This is a genomic window from Sphingopyxis sp. Geo48, assembly GCF_949769155.1.
GTDB lineage: Bacteria > Pseudomonadota > Alphaproteobacteria > Sphingomonadales > Sphingomonadaceae > Sphingopyxis.
This window is the reverse complement of the sequence record NZ_CATKPA010000002.1, coordinates 718,838-743,040: the sequence shown is the minus strand read 5'-3', so window position 1 is coordinate 743,040 and position 24,203 is coordinate 718,838. Positions and strand designations below refer to the sequence as shown.

At 64.2% G+C, this 24,203-nt stretch carries 21 protein-coding genes and 1 tRNA gene; 8 read left to right on the top strand and 14 right to left on the bottom strand.

Annotation, left to right across the window (positions count from 1 at the left end; genetic code table 11):
- Positions 1-35 precede the first annotated feature (35 nt).
- Entirely contained in the window at positions 36-1,157 is a 1,122-nt protein-coding gene (locus tag QOL79_RS10360; protein WP_283419549.1) for an acyltransferase family protein, read from the bottom strand.
- A 307-nt stretch (positions 1,158-1,464) separates the two neighbouring features.
- Here QOL79_RS10360 and QOL79_RS10355 point away from each other — a divergent pair.
- The 5 genes from QOL79_RS10355 to QOL79_RS10335 all read left to right on the top strand — a co-directional run bounded on the left by QOL79_RS10355 (position 1,465) and on the right by QOL79_RS10335 (position 5,874).
- Positions 1,465-1,541, top strand: a tRNA-Arg gene (locus tag QOL79_RS10355).
- Between the two features lie 138 nt (positions 1,542-1,679).
- Positions 1,680-2,651 (top strand): glucokinase, encoded by a 972-nt coding sequence (gene glk / locus QOL79_RS10350; RefSeq protein WP_283419548.1) that lies wholly within the window; start codon positions 1,680-1,682, stop codon positions 2,649-2,651.
- A gap of 42 nt (positions 2,652-2,693) precedes the next feature.
- On the top strand, positions 2,694-3,434 hold the full coding sequence (locus QOL79_RS10345; protein ID WP_283419547.1) for a gamma-glutamyl-gamma-aminobutyrate hydrolase family protein: 741 nt from the start codon (positions 2,694-2,696) through the stop codon (positions 3,432-3,434).
- A gap of 107 nt (positions 3,435-3,541) precedes the next feature.
- On the top strand, positions 3,542-4,915 hold the full coding sequence (locus QOL79_RS10340; protein ID WP_058456625.1) for an aspartate aminotransferase family protein: 1,374 nt from the start codon (positions 3,542-3,544) through the stop codon (positions 4,913-4,915).
- 20 nt (positions 4,916-4,935) lie between these two features.
- Entirely contained in the window at positions 4,936-5,874 is a 939-nt protein-coding gene (locus tag QOL79_RS10335) for a DUF808 domain-containing protein (RefSeq protein WP_058456626.1), read from the top strand.
- A gap of 99 nt (positions 5,875-5,973) precedes the next feature.
- Here the strand turns inward: QOL79_RS10335 and QOL79_RS10330 are convergent, their stop codons facing one another.
- The 8 genes from QOL79_RS10330 to QOL79_RS10295 all read right to left on the bottom strand — a co-directional run bounded on the left by QOL79_RS10330 (position 5,974) and on the right by QOL79_RS10295 (position 15,451).
- Entirely contained in the window at positions 5,974-7,107 is a 1,134-nt protein-coding gene (locus QOL79_RS10330; protein WP_283419546.1) for an ABC transporter ATP-binding protein, read from the bottom strand.
- A 2-nt stretch (positions 7,108-7,109) separates the two neighbouring features.
- The gene (locus QOL79_RS10325) at positions 7,110-7,955 is read right to left on the bottom strand and encodes an ABC transporter permease (RefSeq protein WP_283419545.1); all 846 of its coding nucleotides are present in this window, start codon (positions 7,953-7,955) and stop codon (positions 7,110-7,112) included.
- The gene (locus QOL79_RS10320; protein ID WP_283419544.1) at positions 7,955-8,860 is read right to left on the bottom strand and encodes an ABC transporter permease; all 906 of its coding nucleotides are present in this window, start codon (positions 8,858-8,860) and stop codon (positions 7,955-7,957) included. Before QOL79_RS10320 ends, QOL79_RS10325 begins: the two co-directional genes overlap by 1 nt.
- A gap of 23 nt (positions 8,861-8,883) precedes the next feature.
- Positions 8,884-9,990, bottom strand: coding sequence for an ABC transporter substrate-binding protein (locus QOL79_RS10315; protein ID WP_283419543.1), 1,107 nt, complete (start codon positions 9,988-9,990; stop codon positions 8,884-8,886).
- 92 nt (positions 9,991-10,082) lie between these two features.
- A complete protein-coding gene (locus tag QOL79_RS10310) occupies positions 10,083-11,474 on the bottom strand; it encodes a glutamine synthetase family protein (RefSeq protein WP_283419542.1) in 1,392 nt (463 codons plus the stop codon).
- Positions 11,475-11,481: 7 nt separating this feature from the next.
- Complete coding sequence (locus QOL79_RS10305) at positions 11,482-12,825, bottom strand: aspartate aminotransferase family protein (protein WP_283419541.1); 1,344 nt, start codon at positions 12,823-12,825, stop codon at positions 11,482-11,484.
- Positions 12,822-14,090 (bottom strand): NAD(P)/FAD-dependent oxidoreductase, encoded by a 1,269-nt coding sequence (locus QOL79_RS10300; RefSeq protein WP_283419540.1) that lies wholly within the window; start codon positions 14,088-14,090, stop codon positions 12,822-12,824. Before QOL79_RS10300 ends, QOL79_RS10305 begins: the two co-directional genes overlap by 4 nt.
- 14 nt (positions 14,091-14,104) lie before the next feature.
- A complete protein-coding gene (locus QOL79_RS10295; protein WP_204993016.1) occupies positions 14,105-15,451 on the bottom strand; it encodes a glutamine synthetase family protein in 1,347 nt (448 codons plus the stop codon).
- Positions 15,452-15,943: 492 nt separating this feature from the next.
- Here QOL79_RS10295 and aptA point away from each other — a divergent pair, with 492 nt between their 5' ends.
- Positions 15,944-17,257, top strand: coding sequence for an omega-aminotransferase AptA (gene aptA / locus QOL79_RS10290; protein ID WP_283419539.1), 1,314 nt, complete (start codon positions 15,944-15,946; stop codon positions 17,255-17,257).
- On the opposite strand, the gene QOL79_RS10285 is transcribed toward aptA, so the two are convergent.
- Entirely contained in the window at positions 17,254-18,477 is a 1,224-nt protein-coding gene (locus QOL79_RS10285; protein WP_283419538.1) for a sensor histidine kinase, read from the bottom strand. The two genes, aptA and QOL79_RS10285, sit on opposite strands and share 4 nt — an antisense overlap.
- A gap of 150 nt (positions 18,478-18,627) precedes the next feature.
- Here QOL79_RS10285 and QOL79_RS10280 point away from each other — a divergent pair, with 150 nt between their 5' ends.
- Together QOL79_RS10280 and QOL79_RS10275 are read left to right on the top strand one after the other, a co-directional pair.
- Positions 18,628-19,041 (top strand): hypothetical protein, encoded by a 414-nt coding sequence (locus tag QOL79_RS10280; RefSeq protein ID WP_283419537.1) that lies wholly within the window; start codon positions 18,628-18,630, stop codon positions 19,039-19,041.
- 52 nt (positions 19,042-19,093) lie between these two features.
- Positions 19,094-20,095, top strand: coding sequence for a fumarylacetoacetate hydrolase family protein (locus tag QOL79_RS10275; protein WP_283419536.1), 1,002 nt, complete (start codon positions 19,094-19,096; stop codon positions 20,093-20,095).
- Between the two features lie 57 nt (positions 20,096-20,152).
- On the opposite strand, the gene QOL79_RS10270 is transcribed toward QOL79_RS10275, so the two are convergent.
- The 4 genes from QOL79_RS10270 to QOL79_RS10255 form a co-directional block, all read right to left on the bottom strand.
- On the bottom strand, positions 20,153-21,202 hold the full coding sequence (locus QOL79_RS10270) for a type II secretion system F family protein (protein ID WP_502957484.1): 1,050 nt from the start codon (positions 21,200-21,202) through the stop codon (positions 20,153-20,155).
- Between the two features lie 13 nt (positions 21,203-21,215).
- On the bottom strand, positions 21,216-22,184 hold the full coding sequence (locus tag QOL79_RS10265) for a type II secretion system F family protein (protein WP_058456637.1): 969 nt from the start codon (positions 22,182-22,184) through the stop codon (positions 21,216-21,218).
- 71 nt (positions 22,185-22,255) lie between these two features.
- Positions 22,256-23,536 (bottom strand): pilus assembly protein CpaE, encoded by a 1,281-nt coding sequence (locus QOL79_RS10260; RefSeq protein ID WP_283419535.1) that lies wholly within the window; start codon positions 23,534-23,536, stop codon positions 22,256-22,258.
- On the bottom strand, positions 23,533-24,180 hold the full coding sequence (locus QOL79_RS10255) for a CpaD family pilus assembly protein (RefSeq protein WP_058456639.1): 648 nt from the start codon (positions 24,178-24,180) through the stop codon (positions 23,533-23,535). Before QOL79_RS10255 ends, QOL79_RS10260 begins: the two co-directional genes overlap by 4 nt.
- Positions 24,181-24,203 lie beyond the last annotated feature (23 nt).

Below are 24,203 nucleotides of genomic sequence, written 5' to 3'. Positions count from 1 at the left end.
GCTGACGCAGCTCGCGCGTCCTCGCCCTCGATCCTCTATTGCCGAATCGGCTTGAGCGTCCCCTGCGGGGCGCTGCCGGCCTTCGATCCAACGAAATGTCGCTCCACAAGCGACCAGCTTAGCGCGCCTGCTATCATTGCGAGGACAAGCGACGCCGCCACATATGCCGGAAATGGTAGAGGCAGGGAGGTGACAAGCACCCGTTGGCATGGAAATGCGTAGAGGTAGGTGCCGTACGATATGTCGCCGTAGCGAGCGGCGTCCGGCACCTTTATCGGGCTGAAGGCCATATAGAAGAGCGCATAGCCCATTGTCGGAATGAACAGTAAGTCGAATGGCACCCGGCTGGCGAATAGATGGGCGGTGGCGATCGTTGCCATGACGAGCCCGACCAGAATCCATCGCGATCGAGGGATGTGTCCGCCGAATTTGAGCGTCACGACACCGACCAGAAACGATGGAGCCATCGAAAACCACAGATAGGGCCAGCCGAAGATTTTATGCACAAACGGGCCGCCTATCTCGCGACCCGTGGCGTCGAGCCATGCCTTGACGAGAATTATCGCGATGAGCGCGAAGAGCGGGAACCAGCCGCGGCCGATAAGCCGCGTCAAGCCTAGCGCCGCAACGGCAATGTAGCACCAGAACTCAAACGGGATGCTCCATAGCGAGCCGTTGATTGCAAAAAGCGGATCGCCCGGAAATGCGTCCGACGCCGGGATGAAGTTCCGCATCAGCAGATTCTTCCATGCCCACTCGCCGATAAGGTTCGGGGTGATGATAGAAAATCCCTGCGAAGAATATGCAGGAACGATCACGAAAGAACAGATTGCCAGGGCGACAAGATAGCCGGGATATATTCGCTTCACGCGCTTTTCGAAGTACGAGCGGGGCGATGAGGTGCGTTCCCAGCTTTGAACGATCAGAAAACCGCTGATGGCGAAGAAGACGCGGACGCCTATGTTGCCCGCATTATATTTTCCGTCGAGCAAAAGAGAGACGGGTTCGAAATCCTCGGTTCCATAGTAGATCGCGAAGCTGTGCGACCAAACTACCAGCAACGCCATCGCAAGGCGAATTGTGTTGAAATGATTGGCCGAGGTCGTGCCGGTCGGGACAAGCCCTTGCCACACCGTACCATGCGCAGGCGTTGTCATGGGGCTTTGCTACCTGTCGCGTGCCATCCTGCCAACATCTGGTTTCAGGCAATTGCGCAAATATGGCACAATCATCCTCCCGCACAAATTTCGCGGCGATCCTAGCCCGAACCCGGCTTGGACGGTGCTGCAAGATAAACCTGCTGAACCAGTCGCGCTGCCATGATTTTGAAATTTTCTGACGCGGCGGGTTGCGAATCACGAGTGGCAAGTCTAGAGCGCCCCTCGTTGAGTCGTTGGAACCCCCGCATCAGAGTGGCTGGAGCGTCCCACGAGTTGACGACATAAGTTGTTGAAAAACAACCACGCACCCGTAGCTCAGCTGGATAGAGCATCAGACTACGAATCTGAGGGTCGGACGTTCGAATCGTTCCGGGTGCGCCATTTTCCCGAACATCGCCCGATTTGCTGCGTTGCCGCCGTTCGCCGGACGCTGCGCATAGCTATGCCCTGTTGCTTCGGCCCCGCCTATGCGACATTCGGGCCGTCGAACAGGCCCCCGCACGCCGGCAAGGGAGAGTCATGAGCGAACAGATCGTCACGGTCGATATCGGCGGCACGCACGCGCGATTTGCGATCGCCGAAGTGGCGGATGGCCGCGTCGTCGCGTTGGGCGCGGAAACGACGCTCCATACGAAGGATCATGCGAGCTTCCAGACGGCTTGGCAGGATTTCGAACGCCGGCAGGGCGGAACGCTGCCGCGCGCGGTCGCGATTGCGATCGCCGGCCCGACGCGCGGCGAGATCATCCGTTTTACCAACAATCCCTGGATCATCCGTCCGGCGCTGATCGGCGAGAAGCTGAACGTCGATCGCCATGTGCTGGTCAATGACTTCGAGGCGGTGGGCCATGCGGTCGCGCAGGCCGGGCCCGAATATTTCGCCCATCTGACGGGCCCCGACGCGCCGTTGCCGGATGACGGTACGATCAGCGTTATCGGCCCCGGCACGGGGCTCGGTGTCGCCCACATCTGGCGTGGGAACGGCAGTTACCGGGTGCAGGCGACCGAGGGTGGGCATCTGGATTTCGCGCCGCTCGACAGCATCGAGGATGCGATCCTCGCGCGTCTGCGCAAGCGGCATCGCCGTGTGTCGACCGAGCGTATCGTGTCCGGCCCGGGCATTGTCGATATCTACGAAACGCTCGCGAGCCTGGAAGGGCGAGCGATCACACCGCTCGACGATCGCGAAATCTGGTCGCGCGGCATGGCTGGCGAAGACAGCCTCGCTGCGGCGGCGATCGACCGTTTCTGCCTGTCGCTCGGCAGCGTCGCGGGCGACCTCGCGCTGGCTCAGGGGGCGAGCGGGGTCGTGGTAGCAGGCGGGCTCGGTCTCCGCATACGCGACCAGCTTCTCCGTTCGGGCTTCCCCGAACGCTTCGTCGCCAAGGGACGGTTCGAGAATTTCATGGCGGCGATTCCGGTCAAGCTGATCACGCATCCGCAGCCCGGCCTGTTCGGTGCGGCAGCGGCGTTCGCGCGCCAGTATGCGTGAAATTTCGCTGGCGCACGGCGGCTAAAATCGGCAGCAAGGGGCATGTCCTCGCGCCCCGTCCTCGGCATCATTGCCTGCAACCGCACGGTCGGAACCGAGATCGCGCAGGCGGTGATGAACCGCTATGCGATCGCAGCGATGCGCCACGCCGATTGCGCGGCGCTGATCATTCCGTCGCTGCCCGAATTTATGCGCGCGGACGAGATTGTCGGGCGGCTCGACGGGGTTCTGCTGACCGGTACGCCCTCGAACGTCGAACCGGCGCGCTATGGCGACGAACGCGAGGGGGAGGGGCCGTTCGATCCCGAACGCGACCGGATGATGCTCGACCTCGTCGACGCGGTGATTGCGGCGCAGCGGCCACTTTTCGGCATCTGCCGCGGCTTCCAGGAGATCAATGTCGCGCTTGGCGGGACGCTGCGGCGCGACACATCGGCGAGCGAGGCGCTGCTCGCGCATCATGCGCCCGAAGGCACGGCGTTCGATGCGATGTTCGACCATCATCACAGGGTCGATCTGGTTGCGGGCGGCTTGCTCGCCGCCGCCTATGACACGCCGTCGCTCGACGTCAATTCGGTCCATTATCAGGGTATCGGCGAGCTCGCCGACGGCCTGACGGTCGAGGCGCGCGCGCCCGACGGGCTGGTCGAGGCGTATAGCGCGCGGCCGAACGGCGCCCCGTTGCTCGCCGTTCAATGGCATCCCGAATGGGGGACCGATGCGAACGGGCAGAGCCAGACCTATTTCCACCTGCTCGGGCGCGCGTTAAGAGGCGAATTATGAACCGCCGCGTCACCCGATATGATCGCTATCTCGCGCGGATCAGCTTTTCGCCCTGATTTTCCGGAAGCCGGTTTCTTTCCGTTTCCCGACAATCAGGAGTTTTATTGATGCCCCGCAATCACGACATCGCCGAACTGCGCCGCCTCGACGTCGCGCACCATCTTCCCGCGCAGGCCGACTGGGCCGAAATCGAACGGCTGGGCGGCAGCCGGATCATCACCCATGCCGAGGGATGTTATATTACTGACGGCGACGGCCACCGCATTCTCGACGGCATGGCGGGCCTGTGGTGCGTCAACGTCGGCTATGGCCGCGAGGAGCTGGTCGAGGCGGCTGCGGCGCAAATGCGCGAGCTGCCCTTCTATAACACTTTCTTCAAGACCGCGACGCCGCCGACGGTGACGCTGGCGGCAAAGATCGCCAGCCTGACGCAGAACCGCCTGCCGCATGTCTTCTTCAACGCCTCGGGCAGCGAGGCGAACGACACCGTGTTTCGCATGGTGCGCCACTATTGGAAGCTCAAGGGCGAGCCCAAGCGCACCGTCTTCATTAGCCGCTGGAACGCTTATCATGGCTCGACCGTCGCGGGCGTCTCGCTCGGCGGCATGAAGGCGATGCATGTGCAGGGCGACCTGCCGATTCCCGGCGTCGAGCATGTTCGCCAACCCTATGCTTTCAATGAAGGCCAAGGGATGACCGAGGAAGAGTTCTGCGACGCCTGCGTGCAGGCGATCGAGGACAAGATCCTCGAGGTCGGCCCCGAAAATTGCGCCGCCTTCATCGGCGAGCCGGTGCAGGGCGCGGGCGGCGTGATTATTCCGCCCAAGGGTTATTGGCCGAAGGTTGAGGCGGTGGTGCGCAAATATGGCTTGCTGCTCGTCGCCGACGAAGTGATCTGCGGCTTCGGCCGCACGGGCAAGATGTGGGGGCATGAGACGATGGGCTTCTCGCCCGACCTGATGCCAATGGCGAAGGGGCTGTCGTCTGGTTACCTGCCGATCTCGGCGACCGCGGTCGCGAGCCATGTTGTCGATGTCCTTAAGACCGGCGGCGATTTCGTTCACGGCTTCACCTACTCGGGCCACCCGGTCGCAGCGGCGGTCGCGCTCAAGAATATCGAGATCATCGAGCGCGAAGGCCTGGTCGAGCGCACCGGCAGCGTCACGGGGCCGCATCTGGCGAAGGCACTCGCGACGCTGAACGACCACCCGCTTGTCGGCGAGACGCGCTCGGTCGGCCTGCTCGGCGCAGTCGAGATCGTTGCGGACAAGGAAACCCGTGGGCGCTTCGGCGGCGCGGAAGGGACGGCGGGACCGATGGCGCGCGACGCCTGCATCGCCAATGGCCTCATGGTGCGCGGCATCCGCGACAGCCTGGTCATGTGCCCGCCGCTGATCATCACCACCGAACAGATCGACGAGATGGTTGCTATCATCCGCAAATCTCTGGATGAGGTGATGCCGAAGCTCCGCGCGCTTTAACAAAGGAAGAAATCTCTCCCATGCCTTCCGGCCTATTTGCCCTGCTCGACGACGTCGCCACCATCGCAAAGGTGGCGGCCGCGAGCATCGACGACGTCGGCGCCGCGGCGTCGAAGGCGGGGGTCAAGGCGGCGGGGGTCGTGGTCGACGATACCGCGGTAACGCCGCGCTATGTCACCGGCTTCACCCCCGACCGCGAACTGCCGATCATCTGGCGGATCACCAAGGGATCGATCTTCAACAAGCTGGTGCTGATCCTGCCCGCGCTGCTGTTGCTGTCGACCTTCGTGCCTTGGGCGATCACGCCGCTGCTGATGATCGGCGGCGCCTATCTCTGCTTCGAGGGCGCCGAGAAGGTGCTCCACTCGTTGCAGGAGGACAAGACGAGCCTGGCCGAAGACGCCGAGATCGTCGCCGACAAGGATCATGAAGAGACGATGGTGAAGGGCGCGGTGCGCACCGATTTCATCCTCTCGGCCGAGATCATGGTGATCGCGCTCAACGAGGTGCTCGACGAGCATCTGGTCATGCGCGGCGCGACGCTGGCGCTTGTCGCGGTGCTGATTACCGTAGCGGTCTATGGCGTCGTCGGACTGATCGTGAAGATGGACGACATCGGCCTCCATATGGCTAAGGAGGGCAACAAAGCGCGGCAGGCGATCGGGCGCGGGCTCGTGGCCCTGATGCCCAAGCTGCTCGCGACGTTGGCGACGATCGGGACCGCCGCGATGCTCTGGGTCGGCGGGCAGATCGTGCTCCACGGCCTCGACGAATATCATATCGGAGGGATCGGTCACTGGCTGCACGACACGGCGCATGCGATCGGCGGCGGTCTCCCGGTCGCGGGGCTGTGGGAGTGGCTGATCAACGCCGGCGGCGCGGGCTTGTTCGGCTTATTGCTCGGCGGGCTGATCGTCGGCGGGCTGCACTTCCTTCCAGGCAAGAAGGCGGCTCATTAATCTCTTCATCCCGGACTTGATCCCGGATCCACAGCAGCACCGAAGTCATGGAACCCGGACCAAGTCCGGGATGACGAAGATTTGGAGGGGGCGGGAGGTCTAACCCAGCAGCACGACCGGGCTATCGGCCCGCCAGTGCATCGAGACCTTGTCGTCCCAGGTGAAATCCTCCTGGTCATGGCGCGACAGGTTGGGGCGCGAGACACGCAGGCGCGCGCCCGATTCGAGCAATATGTCGTACAGGGTGATGTCGCCGAGGTACGACATGCCCTTGATGCAGCCGCGCGCGAAATTATGCTCGTCGGGGGCGTCTTCCGCAGCAGCGCGAACGGCTTTGCCTTCGCCGGGGACGTGAAGATAGATTTTCTCGGGGCGCAGCGCGACCCAGACGTCGGCGCCGTGCGGCCCGGTGACGCCGTGGTTCAAATAGACCTTGCCGAGCCCCGGGCAATCGACCGCCGCGCGATCGGGCTCGTCCAATGTCAGCTTGCCTTCGAAGATGTTCACCGATCCGACGAAGTCGGCGACGAAACGGTTCGCGGGATATTCGTAAAGGTCGGACGGCCCCGCGAGCTGCGACACCTCGCCCTTGTTGATCACGGCGATCCGGCTCGCCATCGACAGCGCCTCGTCCTGATCGTGCGTTACCGTGACGAAGGTGATGCCGACCTGATCCTGCAACTCCGCGAGCTCGAACTGCATTTGCGCGCGCAGCTTGGCGTCGAGCGCCGACAGCGGCTCGTCGAGCAGCAAGACCTTGGGCCGCATGATCAGACTGCGGGCGAGCGCGACGCGCTGGCGCTGGCCGCCCGACATCTGGTCGGGCATCCGGTCCTCGAACCCGCCGAGTTTGACGAGGTCGAGCGCTTCGGCGACGCGATCCCTGACCTCGCCGCCCTTCATTCCCGCTATTTTCAGGCCATAGGCGACATTATCGGCGACGCTCATGTGCGGAAACACGGCATAGCTCTGGAACACCATGTTCACCGGCCGCTTGTTCGGCGGGATGCCGGCCATATCCTGCCCGTCGATCAGGATGGTGCCTTCGGTCGGCAGCTCGAATCCCGCGATCATGCGCAGCAAGGTCGTCTTGCCGCATCCCGAGGGGCCAAGGAGGACAAAGAATTCGCCGGCCAGGATATCGAGGCTGACATTGTCGACCGCGGCGACCCGGCCGAAGCGCTTGGTGACATTCTGGATCTGGATGATCGGTTTCTTGGGCGCGTCGGTCATGGTCAGTGGGTTTCCGCGATGGCCTTCACGCCCTGAAGCTTCAGCGCGACGGCGGTCAGGACGATGGTGAGGATGATGAGCAGGGTCGAGGCGGCATTGACCTCGGGCGTCACGGAGAAGCGCACCATCGAATAGACCTTCACCGGGAAGGTGATCGTGTCGGGCCCGCTGGTGAAATAGGTGATGACGAAATCGTCGAGGCTCAGGGTGAAGGACAGCAGCGCCCCCGCGACGAGTGCCGGCTTCATATGCGGGATCAGCACGTCGCGGAACACCGCCCATTCGCCCGCGCCGAGATCCTTCGCGGCCTCCTCCTGCTCGCGGTTGAAGCTCGCGAGGCGCGAGCGCACAACCATCGTCACGAAGGGGAAACAGAAGGTGATGTGCGCGATGATGATCGCGCCGAGGTTGAACGGCCAGATCAGGTCGGTCGGCCATTCGAGCCACTTTGCGAAGAAGATCAGGAAGGCGACCCCCATGCAGATTTCGGGAACGATGATCGGCAGCGAGATCGTTCCGTCGACGGCGCCCTTCAGCGGGAAGCGAAAGCGCCAGAGCATGACCGCGGCGACCGCGCCGAGGATCAGGCTGGCGATCGTCGCAAGCGCCGCGATCGTCAGCGAATTGACCAGCGCCTCGACCAGCACGTCGTTGCCGAGTGCCTTCTCGTAATATTTCGTCGTGAAGCCGCGCCACACGACGTTGCGCTTGCTGTCGTTGAAGCTGAAGATCATCAGCACGATCAGCGGCGCATAGAGGAACAGCATCACCAGCCCGACCCACGTGCGCATCCACAGCGTGCGGCTATATTCGAGCGGTGCGAGCGGGGTGCGGGCGAACAGGGCCATCAGCGAACCTCCGGCACTTTCTTGCGCATCGCCTGCAGCGCAATCAGGATGAACATGGCGTAGATGAGGATGAAGGAGAGCGCGGCGCCGAAGGGCCAGTCATTCGCCTTCTTGAACTGGCGCTCGATGACGTTGGCGATCATCTGGCTGTCGGTCCCGCCCATCAGGTCGGGGGTCAGATAGGCGCCGAGCGCGGGGATCAGCGTGATCATGACACCGGCGACGATCCCGGGGGCTGCCAGCGGTACGACGATGCGCATGATCGTGCGGAAATGTCCGGCGCCGAGGTCGAGGCTCGCCTCGATCAGGCTGCGGTCGAGCCGGTCGAGCGCCGCGTAAAGCGGCAGGACCATGAAGGGCAGGTGGACATAGACGAGCCCGAAGACGACGGCGAAATTGTTGAAGAGGAGCTGCACCGGCTCCCACGTCGGCAGCGGCTGCAACCCGACGAGCGTCCTGAACCAGCTCGCCCCGCCCCACAGCGTCTCGAGCCCCTTATTCGCGAAGCCCTGGCTCCCGAGCAGCATCATCAGCGCATAGGTGCGGATCAGCAAATTGGTCCAGAAGGGCAGCATGATGCCGAGCAGCAGCCACGGCCGCCATTTCTCGCTTGCGAAGGTGATCGCCATTGCAACCGGGAAGCCGATGATCAGGCAGATCAGCGTGACCAGTGCCGCGACCGCGAAACTCTTTCCGAAGATACTGAGATAGAGATATTCGGTCGCGCGCTTGTAATTTTCGAGCGTTCCCGAAAATTCGATTTCGGTCAGTCCCTTGTTCTCGCCGAAGCTGTAGAACCAGACGATCGCCATCGGGATGACGAAGAAGAGCAGGGTCCAGAGCAGGGTCGGCAACGAAACCGCCGCGAAGACCCGCTTGTTTGCTTTCCAGTCCTGCTCCGCCATCCCCCATGCCCCCCTTCAGGATGTTACGACGCGCGAACCTTCGTGAACGCTTCCTCGTAGAGCGGCTGAAGCTTTTCGTTGAACTTCGCATATTCGCATTTCGCGAGGATATCGGTGGGCGGGAAGATGACCGGGTTGTTCTTGTACGTGTCGGGCATCAGCGCCTTCGCCGCGAGGTTCGGGGTCGGATAGAGGATCGTCTCGGTGATCTTCTTGCCCACCTCGGCATCGAGCATATAGTTGATGAAGGCGTGCGCGTTCTTCGGATGCGGCGCGCCCTTGGGAATACAGAGCGTATCCGAATTGAGCTGGCTGCCCTCCTTGGGCACGACGAAGTCGATGTCGTCGTCCTCGACCATCGCCTGCGCGATATCGCCATTATATTCGAGCACGACATCGACGTCGCCCTTGAGCAGCAGATCCTGTCCGTCGTCTTCGTGGAATTTCTTCACATTGGGCTTCTGCTTGATCATCATCGCCGAGATTGTTTCGATGTCGGCGGGGGTCAGCGCGTTGACCGACTTGCCGAGATATTTGCCGTAGAGGCGGAACATGTCGCCCGCTTCCGACAGCCAAGCGATGCGGCCGGCATATTCGGGGCTGTCGAACAGCACCTTCCAGCTGTCGGGCTTCGCCTTCACTTTCGATTTGCGATAGCCGATGCCGAGGACAAGCCAGGTATAGGGAAGCGAGAATTTGCGGCCGGGGTCGTAATCGACATTGATGAAGCTCGGGTCGACATTCTTGATGTTCGGAATCTGCGCGTGATCGAGCGGCTGCAGCATGTCGGCGCGGACCATGCGCTCGACGAAGTCGTTCGAAGGCACGATCACATCGTATCCGGGGTTACCTGCCTTGAACTTCGCGAACAGCGTATCGTTGCTGTCGAAGAGGTCCATCGTGACCTCGACACCCGTCGATTTCTTGAAATCGTCGAGCGTCGTCTCGCCGATATAGGTGTCCCAGTTATAGAAGTTGAGCTTGGCTTCCTCGCCGTTCGAGAGCTTTTTGCCTTCGCCCTTGCTGCACGCCGCAAGGCCGCCAAAGCTGATCCCGATGGCGGCCACCCCCATGGCCTGAAGCAGCGAGCGACGGTTGCGGCCCTGCGCGAGCAGTTCGTTCAAATCCATTGACGGCCTCCCTGTTTGTGACGTCAAGCTGACTCAATAATGTCACCTTGGGAAGAGGCTTTTTTGCGCTGCACCAACAAATTCTGGAACATTCATGCGTTGCGCAGGTACCAGTCGTAATCGAGTGTCGGAACGACGCTGAAATAATTGTTCTGTTCGACGCGCTTCACGATGCTGAACATCTCGACGAACCGTGTCCCGAGATAATCGCGCATCAGGCTCGACGCCTCGAAACGGTCGACCGCGGCGAACCAGTTCGAGGGCGGCTTGTCGTCGCCGCTGTTGTCGCGGTCATAGCCGTTGCCGACCACCGCCGCGCCGGGATCGGTACGGGTCGTCATACCATGATGCATCCCGGCAAGGACGGCCGCGACCGCCAGATAAGGGTTGGCGTCGGCGCCGCACGCGCGATGCTCGACATGGCGGCTGGGCGGCGGACCGGCAGGGATGCGGAACGAGACGGTGCGGTTGTTGACGCCCCACGTTGGCGCGACCGGAGCATAGCTGTTCGCCTTGAACCGGCGATAGCTGTTTGCGTGCGGCGCGAAGAGCGCAAAGGCATCGCCGACGGTCCCGATCATGCCGCCGATCGCGTGGCGGAGCGCGGGGGTGCCTTCCGGCTCGTCGCTCGCGAAAATGTTGCAGCCGGTATCGTCGTTGACCGATACATGGATGTGCATCCCGCTGCCCGCCTGCTCGGCGAAGGGTTTGGCCATGAAGGTCGCCTCGAGCCCGTGTTGCTGCGCGATCGCCTTGACGAGGCGTTTATACATGATCGCATCGTCGCAGGCGCGCAGCGCGTCGGGCTTGTGGCGCAATGTGAGCTCGAACTGGCCGGGCGCGAATTCGGAGATCGCGCTTTCGAGCGGCAGGCCCTGCACATCGGTCGCGGCGTAAAGCGCGTCGAAGAAGGGACGGAAATCGTCGAGCTCGCGCAGGCCATAGACCTCGACATTGCGCGGCGTGTCGCGGCTGTAGGCGGGGCGGGCAGGGCGGACTTTGCCGTCGCGCGCGCGGCGCGGATCGAGCAGGTAGAATTCGAGCTCGACCGCCAGCACCGGAGTCAATCCATCGTCGGCGAAGCGGTCGATCACACGGCCAAGGACGTGCCGCGGGTCGAGATCGTGCGGCGTGCCGTCGAGTTCGTAGAAATCGACGAGGAACTGTGCGGCCGTGTCACCGCCCCACGGGGTGCGAACAAGCGTGCCGGGGATCGGCTTCATCGAGCGGTCGGCGTCGCCATCCTCCCATACCAGGCCCGTTTCGACGGTGTCCTGTCCGGTGATGTCGACGACGGTGATCGAGCCGGGGAACATGCGGCCGCTATCGTAAACCGCCATCACTTCATGCTGGCGCAGGCGCTTGCCGCGCGGAACGCCGCCCATGTCGGTGTAGATCATCTCGATCGAATCGACGTCGGGATTGGCCTGGAAGAACGCCTCGGCCTCCGAACGCGGCGCGATCACGCCCGATGATTTCGACATCGCCCCTCTACTCCTTCAACGCTCTCATGCAGTCGGCGAAGGTGCCGACGAGCCGGTCGATCTGGTCGTCCGACGTGACCGGGCTCACCAACATCATATTGTGGAACGGCGCCAGCAAAATCCCGCGATTGGCAAGGAAGAGGTGGATCGCCGCCTCGAGTTCGGGATGCATCGCCGCCTTGGCTTCGCCGCCATTACGCGGCGGGGTAGGGCAGGTCAGGAATTCGACGCGGGCGCCAACCTGCGTGACGTGCCAGTCCAGCCCGGCGCCCGCGATCTCTGCTTCGAGACCCGCGACAAGGCGCGCAGCGCCGCGCAGCATGGCATCGTAGGCGGCCGGGGTGATGACATCTCCGAGCATGATATCCATTGCCGTGATCGCCAACGCATTGGCCGACAATGTGGTGCCGATCCCGCTATGGCCGGATGAGCGCGACCGGTTGAGCTCGGCCATGCGTTCGGCAACCTCGGTGCTGAAACCATAGACGGCACAGGGAACGCCTCCGCCGATCGATTTGCCAACCACCATCAGATCGGGCTTCGGGCCGTGCGTGAGGCTGTGGCCGCCATAGCCTGACGAAATCGTGTGCGTCTCGTCAAAGACCAGCAGCGTCCCGGTCTCGTCGCAAAGCGCGCGCAGCGTCTGCAGAAATCCCGGCGCATCGCGGACCATGCCGACATTGGTCATGACGGGTTCGGCGAGGACGCAGGCAATGTCGCCGCCGCGCAGCGCAGCCGCGAGAGCTGCTTCGTCGTTGAACTCGACCACCGCCGTGGTGCCGCGCAGATCGTGGACCTGTCCGACCAGGCTGGCGCGCATCGCCGGCGCGCCGCCTTTCAGGTCGACGAAGGCATCGTCGACCGCGCCGTGATAAGCGCCGTCGAAGATCAGGATCTTGCGCCGCCCGCTGATCCCGCGGCACCAGCGGATCACGGCGCGATTGGCCTCGCTGGCGGTCGTCGTGACCTGCCATTGCGGCAGGCCGAACATCGCCGCGAGCCGTTCGGACAAGGCCGCGCCGCGGTCCGTCGGGAGCATATAGCTCAACCCTTGGCCTACCTGCCTCGCCAGCGCGGCGGCAAGAGCGGGGGGCGAATGGCCGAACAGGCTCGCGGTGTCGCCGAGGCAGAAGTCGTCGTAGGTCTGGCCGTCGATGCTGGTCAGCATCGCGTCCTTCGCCGAGGCGGCGACGATCGGCACCGGGCTAGGCCAGTCCTTCATCCAGTGAAAGGGCACCGACTGGAACCAGCCGGTTGCGGAAGCATGGTGGGCGAAAGCAAGCGGGTTGGCACGCCGAAACCGCTCGGCCTCGCGTTCGGCGATGCGCGCGATGGCGGCGTCGGCGATCACCCGAGCCTGTCCTTCAGCGCATAGTAGAGCAGGCCCAAGGTCGCGAGCGGCCGGCGCAACCATTTGCCGCCGGGGAAGGGCTTCGCGGGGAGGTTCGCGAGCACATCGAAGCGTTCGGCCGTGCCTGCCAGCGCCTCGGCGATCAGCTCGCCGGCAGTTGTCGTGACCAGCGCGCCGTGCCCCGAGAAGCCGTGCGCGAAAAACACATTCCCGCGCCGCCCGATGTGCGGCAGCCGGTTCATCGTCACCGCGACCGCACCGCCCCAGCCATAGGCGATCGTCGCGTCGGCGATTTGGGGGAAGACCTCGGCCATGAACGGTCGCACGAATGCGGCGATGTCGTGCGGCGGCGTCTGCGAATAGCGCTCGCCCCCGCCGAAGATCAGGCGTTTGTCGGCCGAGAGGCGGAAATAGTTGAGCACGAAGCGGCTGTCGGCGACCGCGGCATCGGTTGGGAGCAATTCGTCGGCGTTGGCGAGCGGTGCGGTCGCGATGTTGTAGTTCATGATCGGCACCGTGTACCGGCCGAGGTCGGGTTCGACCTCGCCGATCCAGCTATCGGTCGCGTCGATGACGTAGCTCGCAGCGATATGCGCGTGGTCGGTCATCACGCCCGGCCCCTCCGGATTGTCGGTGATGCGATAGGCGCGCTCGCCCTCCCAGATCCGCACGCCGGCCGCTTCGGCCGCCTGCGCGAGGCCGATCGCATAGTTCAACGGGTGGAAATGCCCGCCCTGCGGGTCATGGACCCCGCCATGATAGAGCGGGCTCGCGATATGCGCGCCCATATCTGCCTTCGCGACGATCCCGGTCCGATAATCGAAGCGGTTGGCGAGATGGTCGGCCTCGCGCCGCATCGCATCGAAATCCTTCGGCGTCCACGCCGCTTCAAGATGGCCCGCTTTCAGGTCGCAGGAGATGCCATGCTTTTCGATCCGCGCCTTCACGCGATTATCACGCCAGCAGAGGTCGAACAGTGCATCGGCGCGGTCGCGTCCGAACTCTGCCTCCAGTTCGGATGCGGTCCAGCGCAGCCCCGGGATCAGCTGCCCGCCATTGCGGCCAGACGCCCCGAAACCGATATGCTCGCGCTCGATCAGGATGACCGAAAAGCCGCGCTCGGCGCAGGCGATCGCCGCGCTGACACCGGTGAAACCGCCGCCGATGACGGCGACGTCGCACCCGCAATCCGCGCCATCGAACGCGCGCGGCCGCCACGCATTCGCCGTCGCGGCGTAATAGCTATGGTTCAGCGGGTCTGTCATGATCGGGGTCGGGGTCAGACCCGCATCAGCAGATGTTCGCGCTCCCAGCTCGACACCACCGACTGATAGTTGAACAGCTCGTAATCCTTCACCGCGAAGAAGATTTCGAAGAAATCGTCGCCCAGCAGATTACGCACCTTCTTGCACGAGCTGAACCGGTCGAGCGCCGCCTCCAGCGTACGCGGCAGGGTGCGCGCGCGGTTGTACGCGCTGCCGGTGATCGGCTTGGGTGGCACCATGCGGTCGACCATCCCGATATAGCCGCACACCAGCGACGAAGCGATCGCGAGATAGGGGTTGCTGTCGGCGCCCGGCAGGCGGTTTTCGACCCGGCGGTTGTTCTTGTCCGACACCGGCACGCGAAAGCCGCACGAGCGGTTGTCGACGCCCCATTGCACGTTGATGGGCGCCGCGCTGTCGGGTCGCATCCGCCGGAAACTGTTCACGTTCGGCGCCCACATCGGCGAAATCTGCGGCATGAAGCGGATCAGGCCGGCGACATAGGAACGGAAGGCCGCGCTGTCGCGGCCGTTGGCGGTCGAGAACAGGTTGCGTCCGGTGTCGGCGTCGACGACCGACTGGTGGATGTGCATCGCGCTGCCCGGCTGGCCCGCCATCGGGTTCGCCATGAACGTCGCATAGACATTATGCTGCTTCGCGACGTTGCGCACGGCGCGCTTGAACAGAAACACCTCGTCGGCGAGGCGCAGCGGGTCGCCGTGGATGAAGTTCACCTCGAGCTGCGCGGCGCCCATTTCGTGGATCATCGTGTCGATATCGAGCCCCATAAGCTCGCAATCGTCGTAGATGTGATCGATGATCTCCTCATATTCGTTCATCGCCTCCAGCCCATAAGGCTGGCTCGCGGTTTCGCTGCGGCCCGACTGGCCGACGGGTGGTGTCAGCGGGAAATCGGGGTCGGCGTTCTGCGAGACGAGATAGAATTCGACCTCGGGCGCGATGATCGGCTTCCAGCCCTTGTCCTCGTACAGGCCGAGAACCTTTTTCAGGATCGTGCGCGGCGCGATGTCGACTTCGGTCCCGTCGCCGTTGAAGGCGTCGGCGATCACAAAGGCGGTGGGCGAGGTGAAACCTGGCGCGACGCAGATCGTGGTCGGGTCGGCGATCAATATCTTGTCGGGGTCCTTGTCCCAGATATCGTCGATATCCTCAGGGTAGTGACCGTCGATCGTGCAGATGAAGACACTGCCCGGAATACGGAGCGACTTGTCCTTGACCGAGGAGAGGAACTTCTTGGCTGGCAGAACCTTGCCGCGCTGGACCCCGTTGATGTCGGGGACGATACATTCGACTTCGTCGATATTATGGTCGCTGATCCATTGTTCCAGATTGACTGACATGTGCCCCCGATTGGGCCGAGGAGCCGGCCCGTTTGTGGAAGGCCAGCCTATCGCGAAGTTCGGCGAAGCGCCAGAGGGGCCGGTATCGGCCATTTTTCTGCGGCCATGCAGTGGGCGACTGTCTGGAGACGACCGGAAGTGGACGTGACGCCCAACCTAATCCGTTCGCATCGAGCGAAGTCGAGATGCCCCTCGGGCTAGGCGCAAGGCTGCCGGGTGTCTCGACTTCGCTCGACACGAACGGAAATAGAGAACGGCAGCTCCCCACCCCAGAGCCGCCATCCTGCCGCGCGATTTTTTTCTGTCCTACATCATTCGGGCGCGATAGCGTCGCGCAATGTCGGTGTCCTGCCCTTGCGCCGTGATCGCGCTGTCTGGCGCACCTCTTGTTTCGCGTCGAGAGCGGACGGCAAAAGTTGGTCGCACAAGGCTGAACTTTGGTGAACTTTGGGGCGGACAAGCCAATGTCCTGCCTCCGCATGGAGACGATCGATGAGGGGTGACAACGATCAGCTGGCGTCTTTCTGGATGCCGTTCACGGCCAACCGCGCGTATAAGGCGAACCCGCGCCAGCTCGTATCCGCGAGCGGCATGTATTACCGGTCGAGCGACGGGCGCGAAATTCTCGACGGCACCGCCGGCCTCTGGTGCAGCAACGCAGGTCATTGCCGGCCCGAGATTGCCGAGGCGATCGCGAAGGCCGCATCGACGCTCGATTTCGCGCCGACCTTCCAGCTCGGCCATCCGTTGCCGTTCGAACTCGCCCAGCGTGTCGCGGCGCTGATGCCCGACGGTCTCGACCGCATCTTCTTCACCAACAGCGGGTCGGAGTCGGTCGACACCGCGCTCAAGATCGCGCTCGCGATCCAGCGCGCGAAGGGGCAGGGGACGCGCACCCGGCTGATCGGGCGCGAGCGCGGCTATCACGGCACCGGATTTGGCGGGGTCACGGTGGGCGGGCTCGTCAACAACCGGCGCGTCTTTTCGACGCTGCCCGGCGCCGACCATCTGCGTCATACGCACGATCTCGGACGCAACGCCTTCACGCGCGGCTTCCCCCAACATGGCGCCGAGCTGGCTGACGATCTGCAGCGCCTCGTCGACCTGCACGGCGCAGAGACGATCGCGGCGGTAATCGTCGAGCCGATGGCGGGCTCGACCGGGGTGCTCATCCCGCCGGTCGGCTATCTCCAGCGGCTGCGCGAGATTTGCGACCGCACCGGCATCATCCTGATCTTCGACGAAGTCATCACCGCCTTCGGCCGCGTCGGCGCACCGACAGCGTCGGAGGCATGGGGCGTCACGCCCGATATCATCACGATGGCGAAGGGGCTGACCAACGCGGCGGTTCCGATGGGCGCGGTGGCGGTGAAGCGCGAGTTGCACGACGCGGTGCTGGACAGCGTCGCGGGCGGCATCGAGCTGTTCCACGGCTACACCTATTCGGGCCATCCGCTCGCCAGCGCAGCGGGTCTTGCGACGCTCGACCTCTATGCGCGCGACGCCCTGTTCGACCGCGCGAACGACCTCGCCGCCTATTGGGAAGATGCGGCGCACGGCCTGAAGGGGCGCCGCCATGTCATCGACATCCGCACCATCGGTCTTGTCGCGGGGATCGAACTCGAACCGCGCCCCGGCGCCCCGACCGCGCGCGCGATGGAGCTGTTCCACGCCGCCTTCGACGATGGCCTGCTTGTCCGCGCGACCGGCGACATCATCGCGCTGTCGCCGCCGCTGATCGTCGAGAAGGCGCAGATCGACGAGATGTTCGGCCGTATTGCCGACCTGCTCGATACGATCGACTAGGTGCTTGCCAGCGGGAAGGTCACCGAAACCTTTGTGCCCTTTCCGAGCTCGCTTTCGATGTCGAGCTGCCCCTGGTGGCGCTCGCTGATATGTTTGACGATCGCAAGGCCGAGCCCCGTGCCGCCGACCGAGCGGCTGCGCGCTTCGTCGACGCGGTAGAAGCGTTCGGTCAGGCGCGGCAGATGATCGGGGGCGATGCCCTCGCCCTCGTCGCTGACGGAGAAGCGGACGCGCTGTCCCTCGCGCGCCAGTTCGACCGTCACCGGCGTTCCGGGGCGGCCATATTTCATCGCGTTGGAAATGATGTTGTGGGTCAGTTGTCCGAGCTGCGCCTCGTCGCCGAGCACGGGCTGCGCGCCGCGGCCGAGCCGCGCGATGATATCCTTCGGACGCGAGGCCTCGCTGTCCTGCAGTTGGGCGATCGTCGTCTTGACGATCGCGGCCAGATTGACCGGACGGGTGGGGCGGCGGAAGCGGTCCGCCTCGACGCGCGAGATCGAGAGGAGGTCGATCACGAGTTGCTGCATCCGCCGCGCCTCGCGCTCGATGATCGACAGGAAACGGTGGCGTATCGGTGCGTCACCTTCGCCGTTCATGTCCTGCAGCGTTTCGACATAGCCGAGGATCGCCGCAAGCGGCGTGCGCAGCTCGTGACTGGCGTTGGCGACGAAATCGGATCGCATCCGGTCCGCCGCGTCGATCGCCGAGCGGTCGGAGAGGAAGATGATCCGCTCGCTTCCCGACAGCGTGGCGATGCGCATGGTCCAGCGCTGGCCGGGGCGGGGGAAGTCGACGAGATTGAGCGTTTCCAGCGGTGCGTCGCCCCCGATGCGCGCCAGCCATTCGGTCGCCGCGGGATGGCGAATCGCGGTGCGGATGTCGGCGCCGACGATGTGGCGGCCGAGCAGGCCCACCGCGGCGTCGTTGACGATCGTGACGACGTTGTCGGCAACGCCGATCAACGGTTCGTCCTCCTGGTCGACCCACAGCGCAAAATCGGGATGGCGGAGCAGCGAAACCGGCGGCTCTTCGATCGTGGCGGGCCCTTGCGGGTCGGGAAGCGGTGAAGGCAGGGCGCCGTAGACGATCGCGACGCCGGCGACTCCGGCCACGGCGATAATCGCAATCGAAAGCGCATCGCCGCCCGCCAACGCCGCGAAGATGGCCGCGATGGCGACCAGGGTGAGGGCAGCAACCAGGCTCGAGAGGCGGTCGAACATCGCTCGCGCGCCCTCGCACGAAGCCGGGCGTGCCGCAAGGATGTTCACGGTAATTAACCCCCGCCGCGCGAATGTCCCAAAGAGGGAAGCGGACGGGGCGAGGCGGTCTTTTGCTTTTCCGCGGCGCTTCATTGGTTTATGCGCTGCACGATGGAAGACAGCTCGATCCCCGCCGAAAATGCCACCGATCCAGCCGATGCCGAGCCGTCGCGGCGCAGGATGCTGGCGCTCGGTGCCGTCGGCGTCTCGGCGGCGCTGACGATCCGTCCGGCCTTTGCCCAGACCGCCGTGTCGGTGATGAACTGCCAGATTCCCGTGCCCGGTCCGACCGCGGCGGGCAAATATATCGACGCGCAAGGCAAGCTCGTGCCGCCGGGCACCAAGGGCGCCTTCCCGGGCTCGCCGCGCCCGTTCACCGGCGAGGAAGTGAGGCGCGCCTTTCGCGGCCAGACGCTGCCGGGCACAAGCTACAATCAGTCGCAGGCCTATCTGCAATATATCCGGCGCTTGCAGGCGGGGCAGAGCGGCTTTACCTGTTTCGCATCGATCCAGATGCCGCGCTGATCATCGCTCCCCCGATCATGCGATGCGCGGCGTCGCAGACAAAGGGACAGATGTGAAACTCGCTTCGCTCAAGCACGGCCGCGACGGCCGGCTCGTTGTCGTCTCCGACGACCTCGCCTGGTACGCCGACGCTGGCGCGATCGCCCCGACGCTGCAGGCCGCGCTCGACGATTGGGAGGATGCGGCACCGCGGCTCGCGGCGCTGGCGGAGGATGTCAACCACGAAGCCATCCCGCGCGAACGCTTCCACGAACGCGACGCCGCTTCGCCGCTGCCGCGCGCATATCAGTGGGCCGACGGCAGCGCCTATGTGAACCATGTCGCGCTCGTCCGGCAGGCGCGCAATGCGGAGATGCCCGAGAGTTTCTGGCACGATCCGCTGATGTACCAGGGCGGCAGCGATGCCTTCCTCGGCCCGCGCGATCCCATTCCGCTGGGCGATCCGGCGTGGGGATGCGATATGGAGGCGGAGGTCGTGGTGGTGACGGGCGATGTTCCTGCCGGGATCGATGCGGTCGCGGCGCGCGGCAAGATCCTGCTCGTCGGTCTCACCAACGATGTGTCGCTGCGCGGCCTGATCCCGGCCGAACTCGCCAAGGGTTTCGGTTTCTTCCAGTCGAAGCCGTCGAGCGCGATGTCGCCGGTTTTCGTCACCCCCGACGCGTTGGGCGCGCGGTGGAAGGACGGCAAGCTGCACGGCGTGCTGTCGGTCGATCTCAACGGCAAGCCGCTCGGCCGCGCCGACGCGGGCGTCGACATGACGTTCGATTTCGGCGCACTGATCGCCCATGCGGCCAAGACGCGCAACCTCGGCGCCGGCACGGTCATCGGGTCGGGCACCGTTTCCAATCGCGATGTCGACGGCGGCCCGGGCAGGCCGATTGCCGAGGGCGGGCTCGGCTATAGCTGCCTTGCGGAAGTCCGCACGGTCGAGACGATCCTGCAGGGGGAACCGAAGACGCCGTTCATGCAAAAGGGCGACACCGTCCGCATCTGGATGGACGACGACCATCATCACAGCATTTTCGGGGCGATCGAACAGACCGTCGCCTGATACGAAAAGGGGCGGGATCACTCCCGCCCCTCGATCGTTCGTGCTGGCGAACAGGGGTCAGCCGCCCCCGCGACCGAAGCCGCCGCCCGACATCGCATCGCTGAGCGCGCAGGCCGCCGGCCCCAGGATGACGATGAACAGCACCGGCAGGATGAACAGGATCAGCGGCACCGTCATGATCGCCGGCAGGCGCGCGGCCTTTTCTTCGGCGCGCATCATGCGTTCGTTGCGGAATTCGGCCGACAGGACGCGCAGCGCGCTGGCCAGCGGCGTGCCATATTTTTCGGTCTGGATCATGGTCGTCACGACGCCCTTCACCGACTCGAGATTGACGCGATAGGCGAGGTTTTCGAATGCCTGACGGCGCTCGGTCAGGAAGCCGAGCTCGATCGACGTCAGCGCGAACTCCTCACCCAGCTCGGGATAGGCGCGGCCGAGTTCCTTCGACACGCGCGAGAAGGCGGCGTCGACTGTAAGGCCGGCTTCGGCGCAGATGACGAGCAGGTCGAGCGCATCGGGGAGTCCCTTGCGGATCGCATCGGTGCGCTTCTGACGCTTGTTGTCGACGAACAGATCAGGCGCCTTGTAGCCGAGGATCAGCGCGGCCATCGTGAAGCCCGCGCGCTTGACCGTCGTCAGGTCGGGCCACATGTCCATGCCATAGATCAGCGTCGCGGCGATGCCGCCGAACAGGATCGGCAGCACGAGGCGGCCGAAGATGACGGCAACAGCCAGGTCTTTCGACCGGATGCCCGCCTGCGCCAGCTTCTGCTGAACGTCCTTGATCTGCTCTTCCTGCAGCACCTGAAGCTTGCCGAGGAAGGTACGCATCCGGTCGGCGGTCTGGTTTTTGCGGACCAGTTTGGCGCGGCGCTTGGTGGTCGACGCCGTGATGCCCGCCTTGAGCTGTTCGCGGCGCTCGTTGAGCGCCTTGACCCGCTTGGTCATCGGATTGCGGACGGTCAGCGCGCCATAGATGGCGAAGAGCACTGCGCCGACACCGACCGCGGCCAGCATCGTCGCAGCCCAGACGACATCGACCCCCATCAGCTTGGGGCCGCTCTGGGCTCCGGAGAAGGCGGCGGTAAGAAGGAAATTGCTGTTCATCGGTCCGCGCCCCTCAGATCTCGAAGCTGATCATTTTTTTCATGATGAGGGCACCGATGCTCATCCAGATGAGCCCGCCGACACCCGCGATGATCAGCCGTTGCTCGGTAAAGAAGCCGGCGAGATATTGGGGGTTCATCGACCAGACGATGCCAAAGACGAAAAAGGGCAGCGCGCCGACGATGTAGGCCGAGGCTTTGGCTTCCGAAGACATCGCGCGGATCTTCAGCTTCATCTGCGCCCGCTTGCGCAGAACGTCGGACAGATTCGCGAGCGTTTCGGCAAGGTTGCCACCCGTCTCGCGCTGGATCTGGATGGTTATGCAGAAAAACTGGAACTCGGGCGTGCCAAGCATTTCGGCCGATTCCTGCAGCGCTGCTTCCATCGTGTTGCCGATGCGGATGCGTTCGACGACGCCCTTGAATTCGTCGCCGACGGGGCCGGGCAGTTCCTGGCTCACCACCTGGAAGGTTTCGGTGACGGGAAGACCCGATTTCAGGCCGCGGACGAGAAGGTCGATCGCGTCGGGAAAGCGGGTATTGAAGGCGTTGACGCGCTTCTTGATCAGGTGCCCCACGACCATGTGCGGCAGGCCGACGCCGCCCATCAGCCCGACGAGCGCGGCGAGCAGGAACGGGGTCCGCAACACGAGCAGCGCGCCGGTCACGACAACGAACAGCCCCATGCACCAGAGCATATACTGGCTGAGATTCCAGCCCTTGCCGGTACGGCGCAGACGTTTTTCCATCAGCTCGCGCCGCGGCATCAGGTTGGAGATGCTCGCGGCGCCGCCGCTCCGGGCCTGGATCGTCTTGCGCATCTGCGCGGCGACGACGGCTTCGGTCGAGGCGGCGTGACGGTCGCGCACCGACGACAGCCGGCGCTTCTTCACCCCGCTGACCGACGGACCGGCAAGCGCCATGACCAGCATTCCGACCGCGACGAGGGCGGCAACAACGACGAGGATCAATTGCAGGTTCATGTTCGCCCTTTGCCCGCCTTATCCCTGGGTGGCCCGAGCAACCTGCCACCCGGCAAGCCGCTCTGGCCGGTTCACTTGGCCTTTTTCGTCACCAGCGTGCCGAGCCCGCCGATCTTGTCGAACAGCGAGCCACCCGACTTGGCCTTTGCCTTTGCCGGCGCAACCGGCGCCTCTTCGGCGCTTTCGTCGGCACCGTCGATGACGAGGCGCATCAGGCTGGTCCAGACCTGACCGGCCTTCGTGCCCTTGCAGATTTCGGCATAGGATTTGCCGAGTTTCGCCGACTGGCTGACCAGCTTGGGATCGAACGGAATGGTGAAGTCGATCGGACGTTCGATCGACGATTCGAATTCCTTGCGCGACAGCTCGCCAACGGCGTTCTGGAACTTGTTGGCGACCAGGATCACCCGCGCACCCGGAACATTCTGCTTGAACCAGGACAGCAGACGGATCGTGTCGCGCGCCGAGGCGAGCGTCACGTCGCTGACCAGCAGGATCGTTCCGACTTCCTGCACCAGGTGCGGGAAGGGGATCAGAACGTGCCGGGGGATGTCGACGATCGTCATCTCGAACGCGTTGCGCAGCTCTTCCTCCAGCTGGAAGAAGGCCGAGCCGTCGGTCATCACCGGCTGGTGGATCGGCGCTTCGGCCGACAGCAGGCTGAGCTTGTCCGACGCGCGAACCATGGCGCGCTCGATGAACAGGCCGTCGATCCGGCTGGGATTGTCGATCGCGTCGATCAGGCCGCGGCCGGGCTCGAGGTCGAGCGTCAGGGCGCCGGTGCCGAAATGCACATCGAGATCGAGCAGCGCGGTCTGGCGGTCGGCCTGTTCGCTGATCGCCCAGGCGAGCGAGGTCGAAACCAGCGACGCGCCGACGCCGCCGCGCACGCCGACCACCGCCATCATGTGATGCGGCTTGTCGTCGTGCATGTCGGCATGTTTCGGCGTCGACAGCATCGCCTGCGCCATCGTCAGCGATTCGCGGACCTGATCGAGCGACAGCGGCTTCAGCAGATAGTCCTGGATACCGCTCGACAGAAGGTCGCGGTACAGGCGGACGTCGTTCACCTGACCCGCCGCGATCACGACGGTGCCGGGTTCGCAAACCTCGGCCAGCGCGTTGATGTCGTTGATCGGGTCGCCCGATTCGGACATGTCGACGAAAAGGATGTTCGGGCTCGCCGAGACCGACAGCGACTGGACGGCGTTGCGCAGCCCGCCCTTGTTGCACTTCTCGGTCGGCCAGCCCAAGTCGGCGGCCGCGACGCGGATCAGCTCCAGCGTATCGTCGTCGCAGACGAACGCGTTGAAGGGGTCACGCAGCCCTGCTGCTTTGAAAGGAGCGTTCACTGGCTGCCTCCGCTGTTGGTGGTCTGTTGAGCCTTGAGATCGCCGGCGCCGGTCTGCGGCCGTTCACGATAGGTCTTGATCGCGCGCGTTGCGGCATTCGGATCATTGCCGGTCGAGGTCGAACCCTTGATCAGATCGTTGGGGTCGGCGACCATCGAGGCGAGGTTGCCGTTCGTCGCGCAGCCATAGTTCGACGAGGTGGCATTGGTGAAGTTGATCGCCGACTTGCTCGACCAGTCGGGGCACCCCGGGACATGCGCAGTCGCGCGTGTCACGACGACGCGGATCGATCCAGGGGGAACGGCACCGGTGGTCACGGGCACATCGTTGCTGAGTAGCAGCCCGCGGCGCTCCACCATCGCGCGGACGGTCGCCTGCGCCTCGCTGGCGCCATAGACCGACGGATCCTCGATGGCGATGCGGTCGCCGTAGCGCACGCCCAGCGCGTCGAGCCAGCCCTGGAGCCGGCCCTGCTCGCTCGGCGCGATGTCGCCCGATCCGGCAGCAACATCGAACTGATAGATGGTGTTCCGGACCACCGGCTGGTGGACCGATTCAAGGCCGCGATTGCCATTTGCCGCGCCCGTACATCCGGCGAGCGTGGTTGCCAGTGCCAGGGCGGTCCATGTTGCGATCTTCTTCATCACTTTGCTCCTGAAAACCGGCG

Bases quoted from the DNA above. Each gene is read 5' to 3' on its own strand.
- QOL79_RS10295 (WP_204993016.1), bottom strand. From the start codon at position 15,451: ATGTCAGTCAATCTGGAACAATGGATCAGCGACCATAATATCGACGAA.
- QOL79_RS10280 (WP_283419537.1), top strand. From the start codon at position 18,628: ATGGAAGACAGCTCGATCCCCGCCGAAAATGCCACCGATCCAGCCGAT.
- QOL79_RS10270 (WP_502957484.1), bottom strand. From the start codon at position 21,202: ATGAACAGCAATTTCCTTCTTACCGCCGCCTTCTCCGGAGCCCAGAGC.
- QOL79_RS10335 (WP_058456626.1), top strand. From the start codon at position 4,936: ATGCCTTCCGGCCTATTTGCCCTGCTCGACGACGTCGCCACCATCGCA.
- QOL79_RS10330 (WP_283419546.1), bottom strand. From the start codon at position 7,107: ATGACCGACGCGCCCAAGAAACCGATCATCCAGATCCAGAATGTCACC.
- QOL79_RS10285 (WP_283419538.1), bottom strand. From the start codon at position 18,477: ATGTTCGACCGCCTCTCGAGCCTGGTTGCTGCCCTCACCCTGGTCGCC.
- QOL79_RS10340 (WP_058456625.1), top strand. From the start codon at position 3,542: ATGCCCCGCAATCACGACATCGCCGAACTGCGCCGCCTCGACGTCGCG.
- QOL79_RS10315 (WP_283419543.1), bottom strand. From the start codon at position 9,990: ATGGATTTGAACGAACTGCTCGCGCAGGGCCGCAACCGTCGCTCGCTG.
- QOL79_RS10325 (WP_283419545.1), bottom strand. From the start codon at position 7,955: ATGGCCCTGTTCGCCCGCACCCCGCTCGCACCGCTCGAATATAGCCGC.
- QOL79_RS10255 (WP_058456639.1), bottom strand. From the start codon at position 24,180: ATGAAGAAGATCGCAACATGGACCGCCCTGGCACTGGCAACCACGCTC.
- QOL79_RS10265 (WP_058456637.1), bottom strand. From the start codon at position 22,184: ATGAACCTGCAATTGATCCTCGTCGTTGTTGCCGCCCTCGTCGCGGTC.
- QOL79_RS10320 (WP_283419544.1), bottom strand. From the start codon at position 8,860: ATGGCGGAGCAGGACTGGAAAGCAAACAAGCGGGTCTTCGCGGCGGTT.
- QOL79_RS10345 (WP_283419547.1), top strand. From the start codon at position 2,694: ATGTCCTCGCGCCCCGTCCTCGGCATCATTGCCTGCAACCGCACGGTC.
- aptA (WP_283419539.1), top strand. From the start codon at position 15,944: ATGAGGGGTGACAACGATCAGCTGGCGTCTTTCTGGATGCCGTTCACG.
- QOL79_RS10300 (WP_283419540.1), bottom strand. From the start codon at position 14,090: ATGACAGACCCGCTGAACCATAGCTATTACGCCGCGACGGCGAATGCG.
- QOL79_RS10310 (WP_283419542.1), bottom strand. From the start codon at position 11,474: ATGTCGAAATCATCGGGCGTGATCGCGCCGCGTTCGGAGGCCGAGGCG.
- glk (WP_283419548.1), top strand. From the start codon at position 1,680: ATGAGCGAACAGATCGTCACGGTCGATATCGGCGGCACGCACGCGCGA.
- QOL79_RS10360 (WP_283419549.1), bottom strand. From the start codon at position 1,157: ATGACAACGCCTGCGCATGGTACGGTGTGGCAAGGGCTTGTCCCGACC.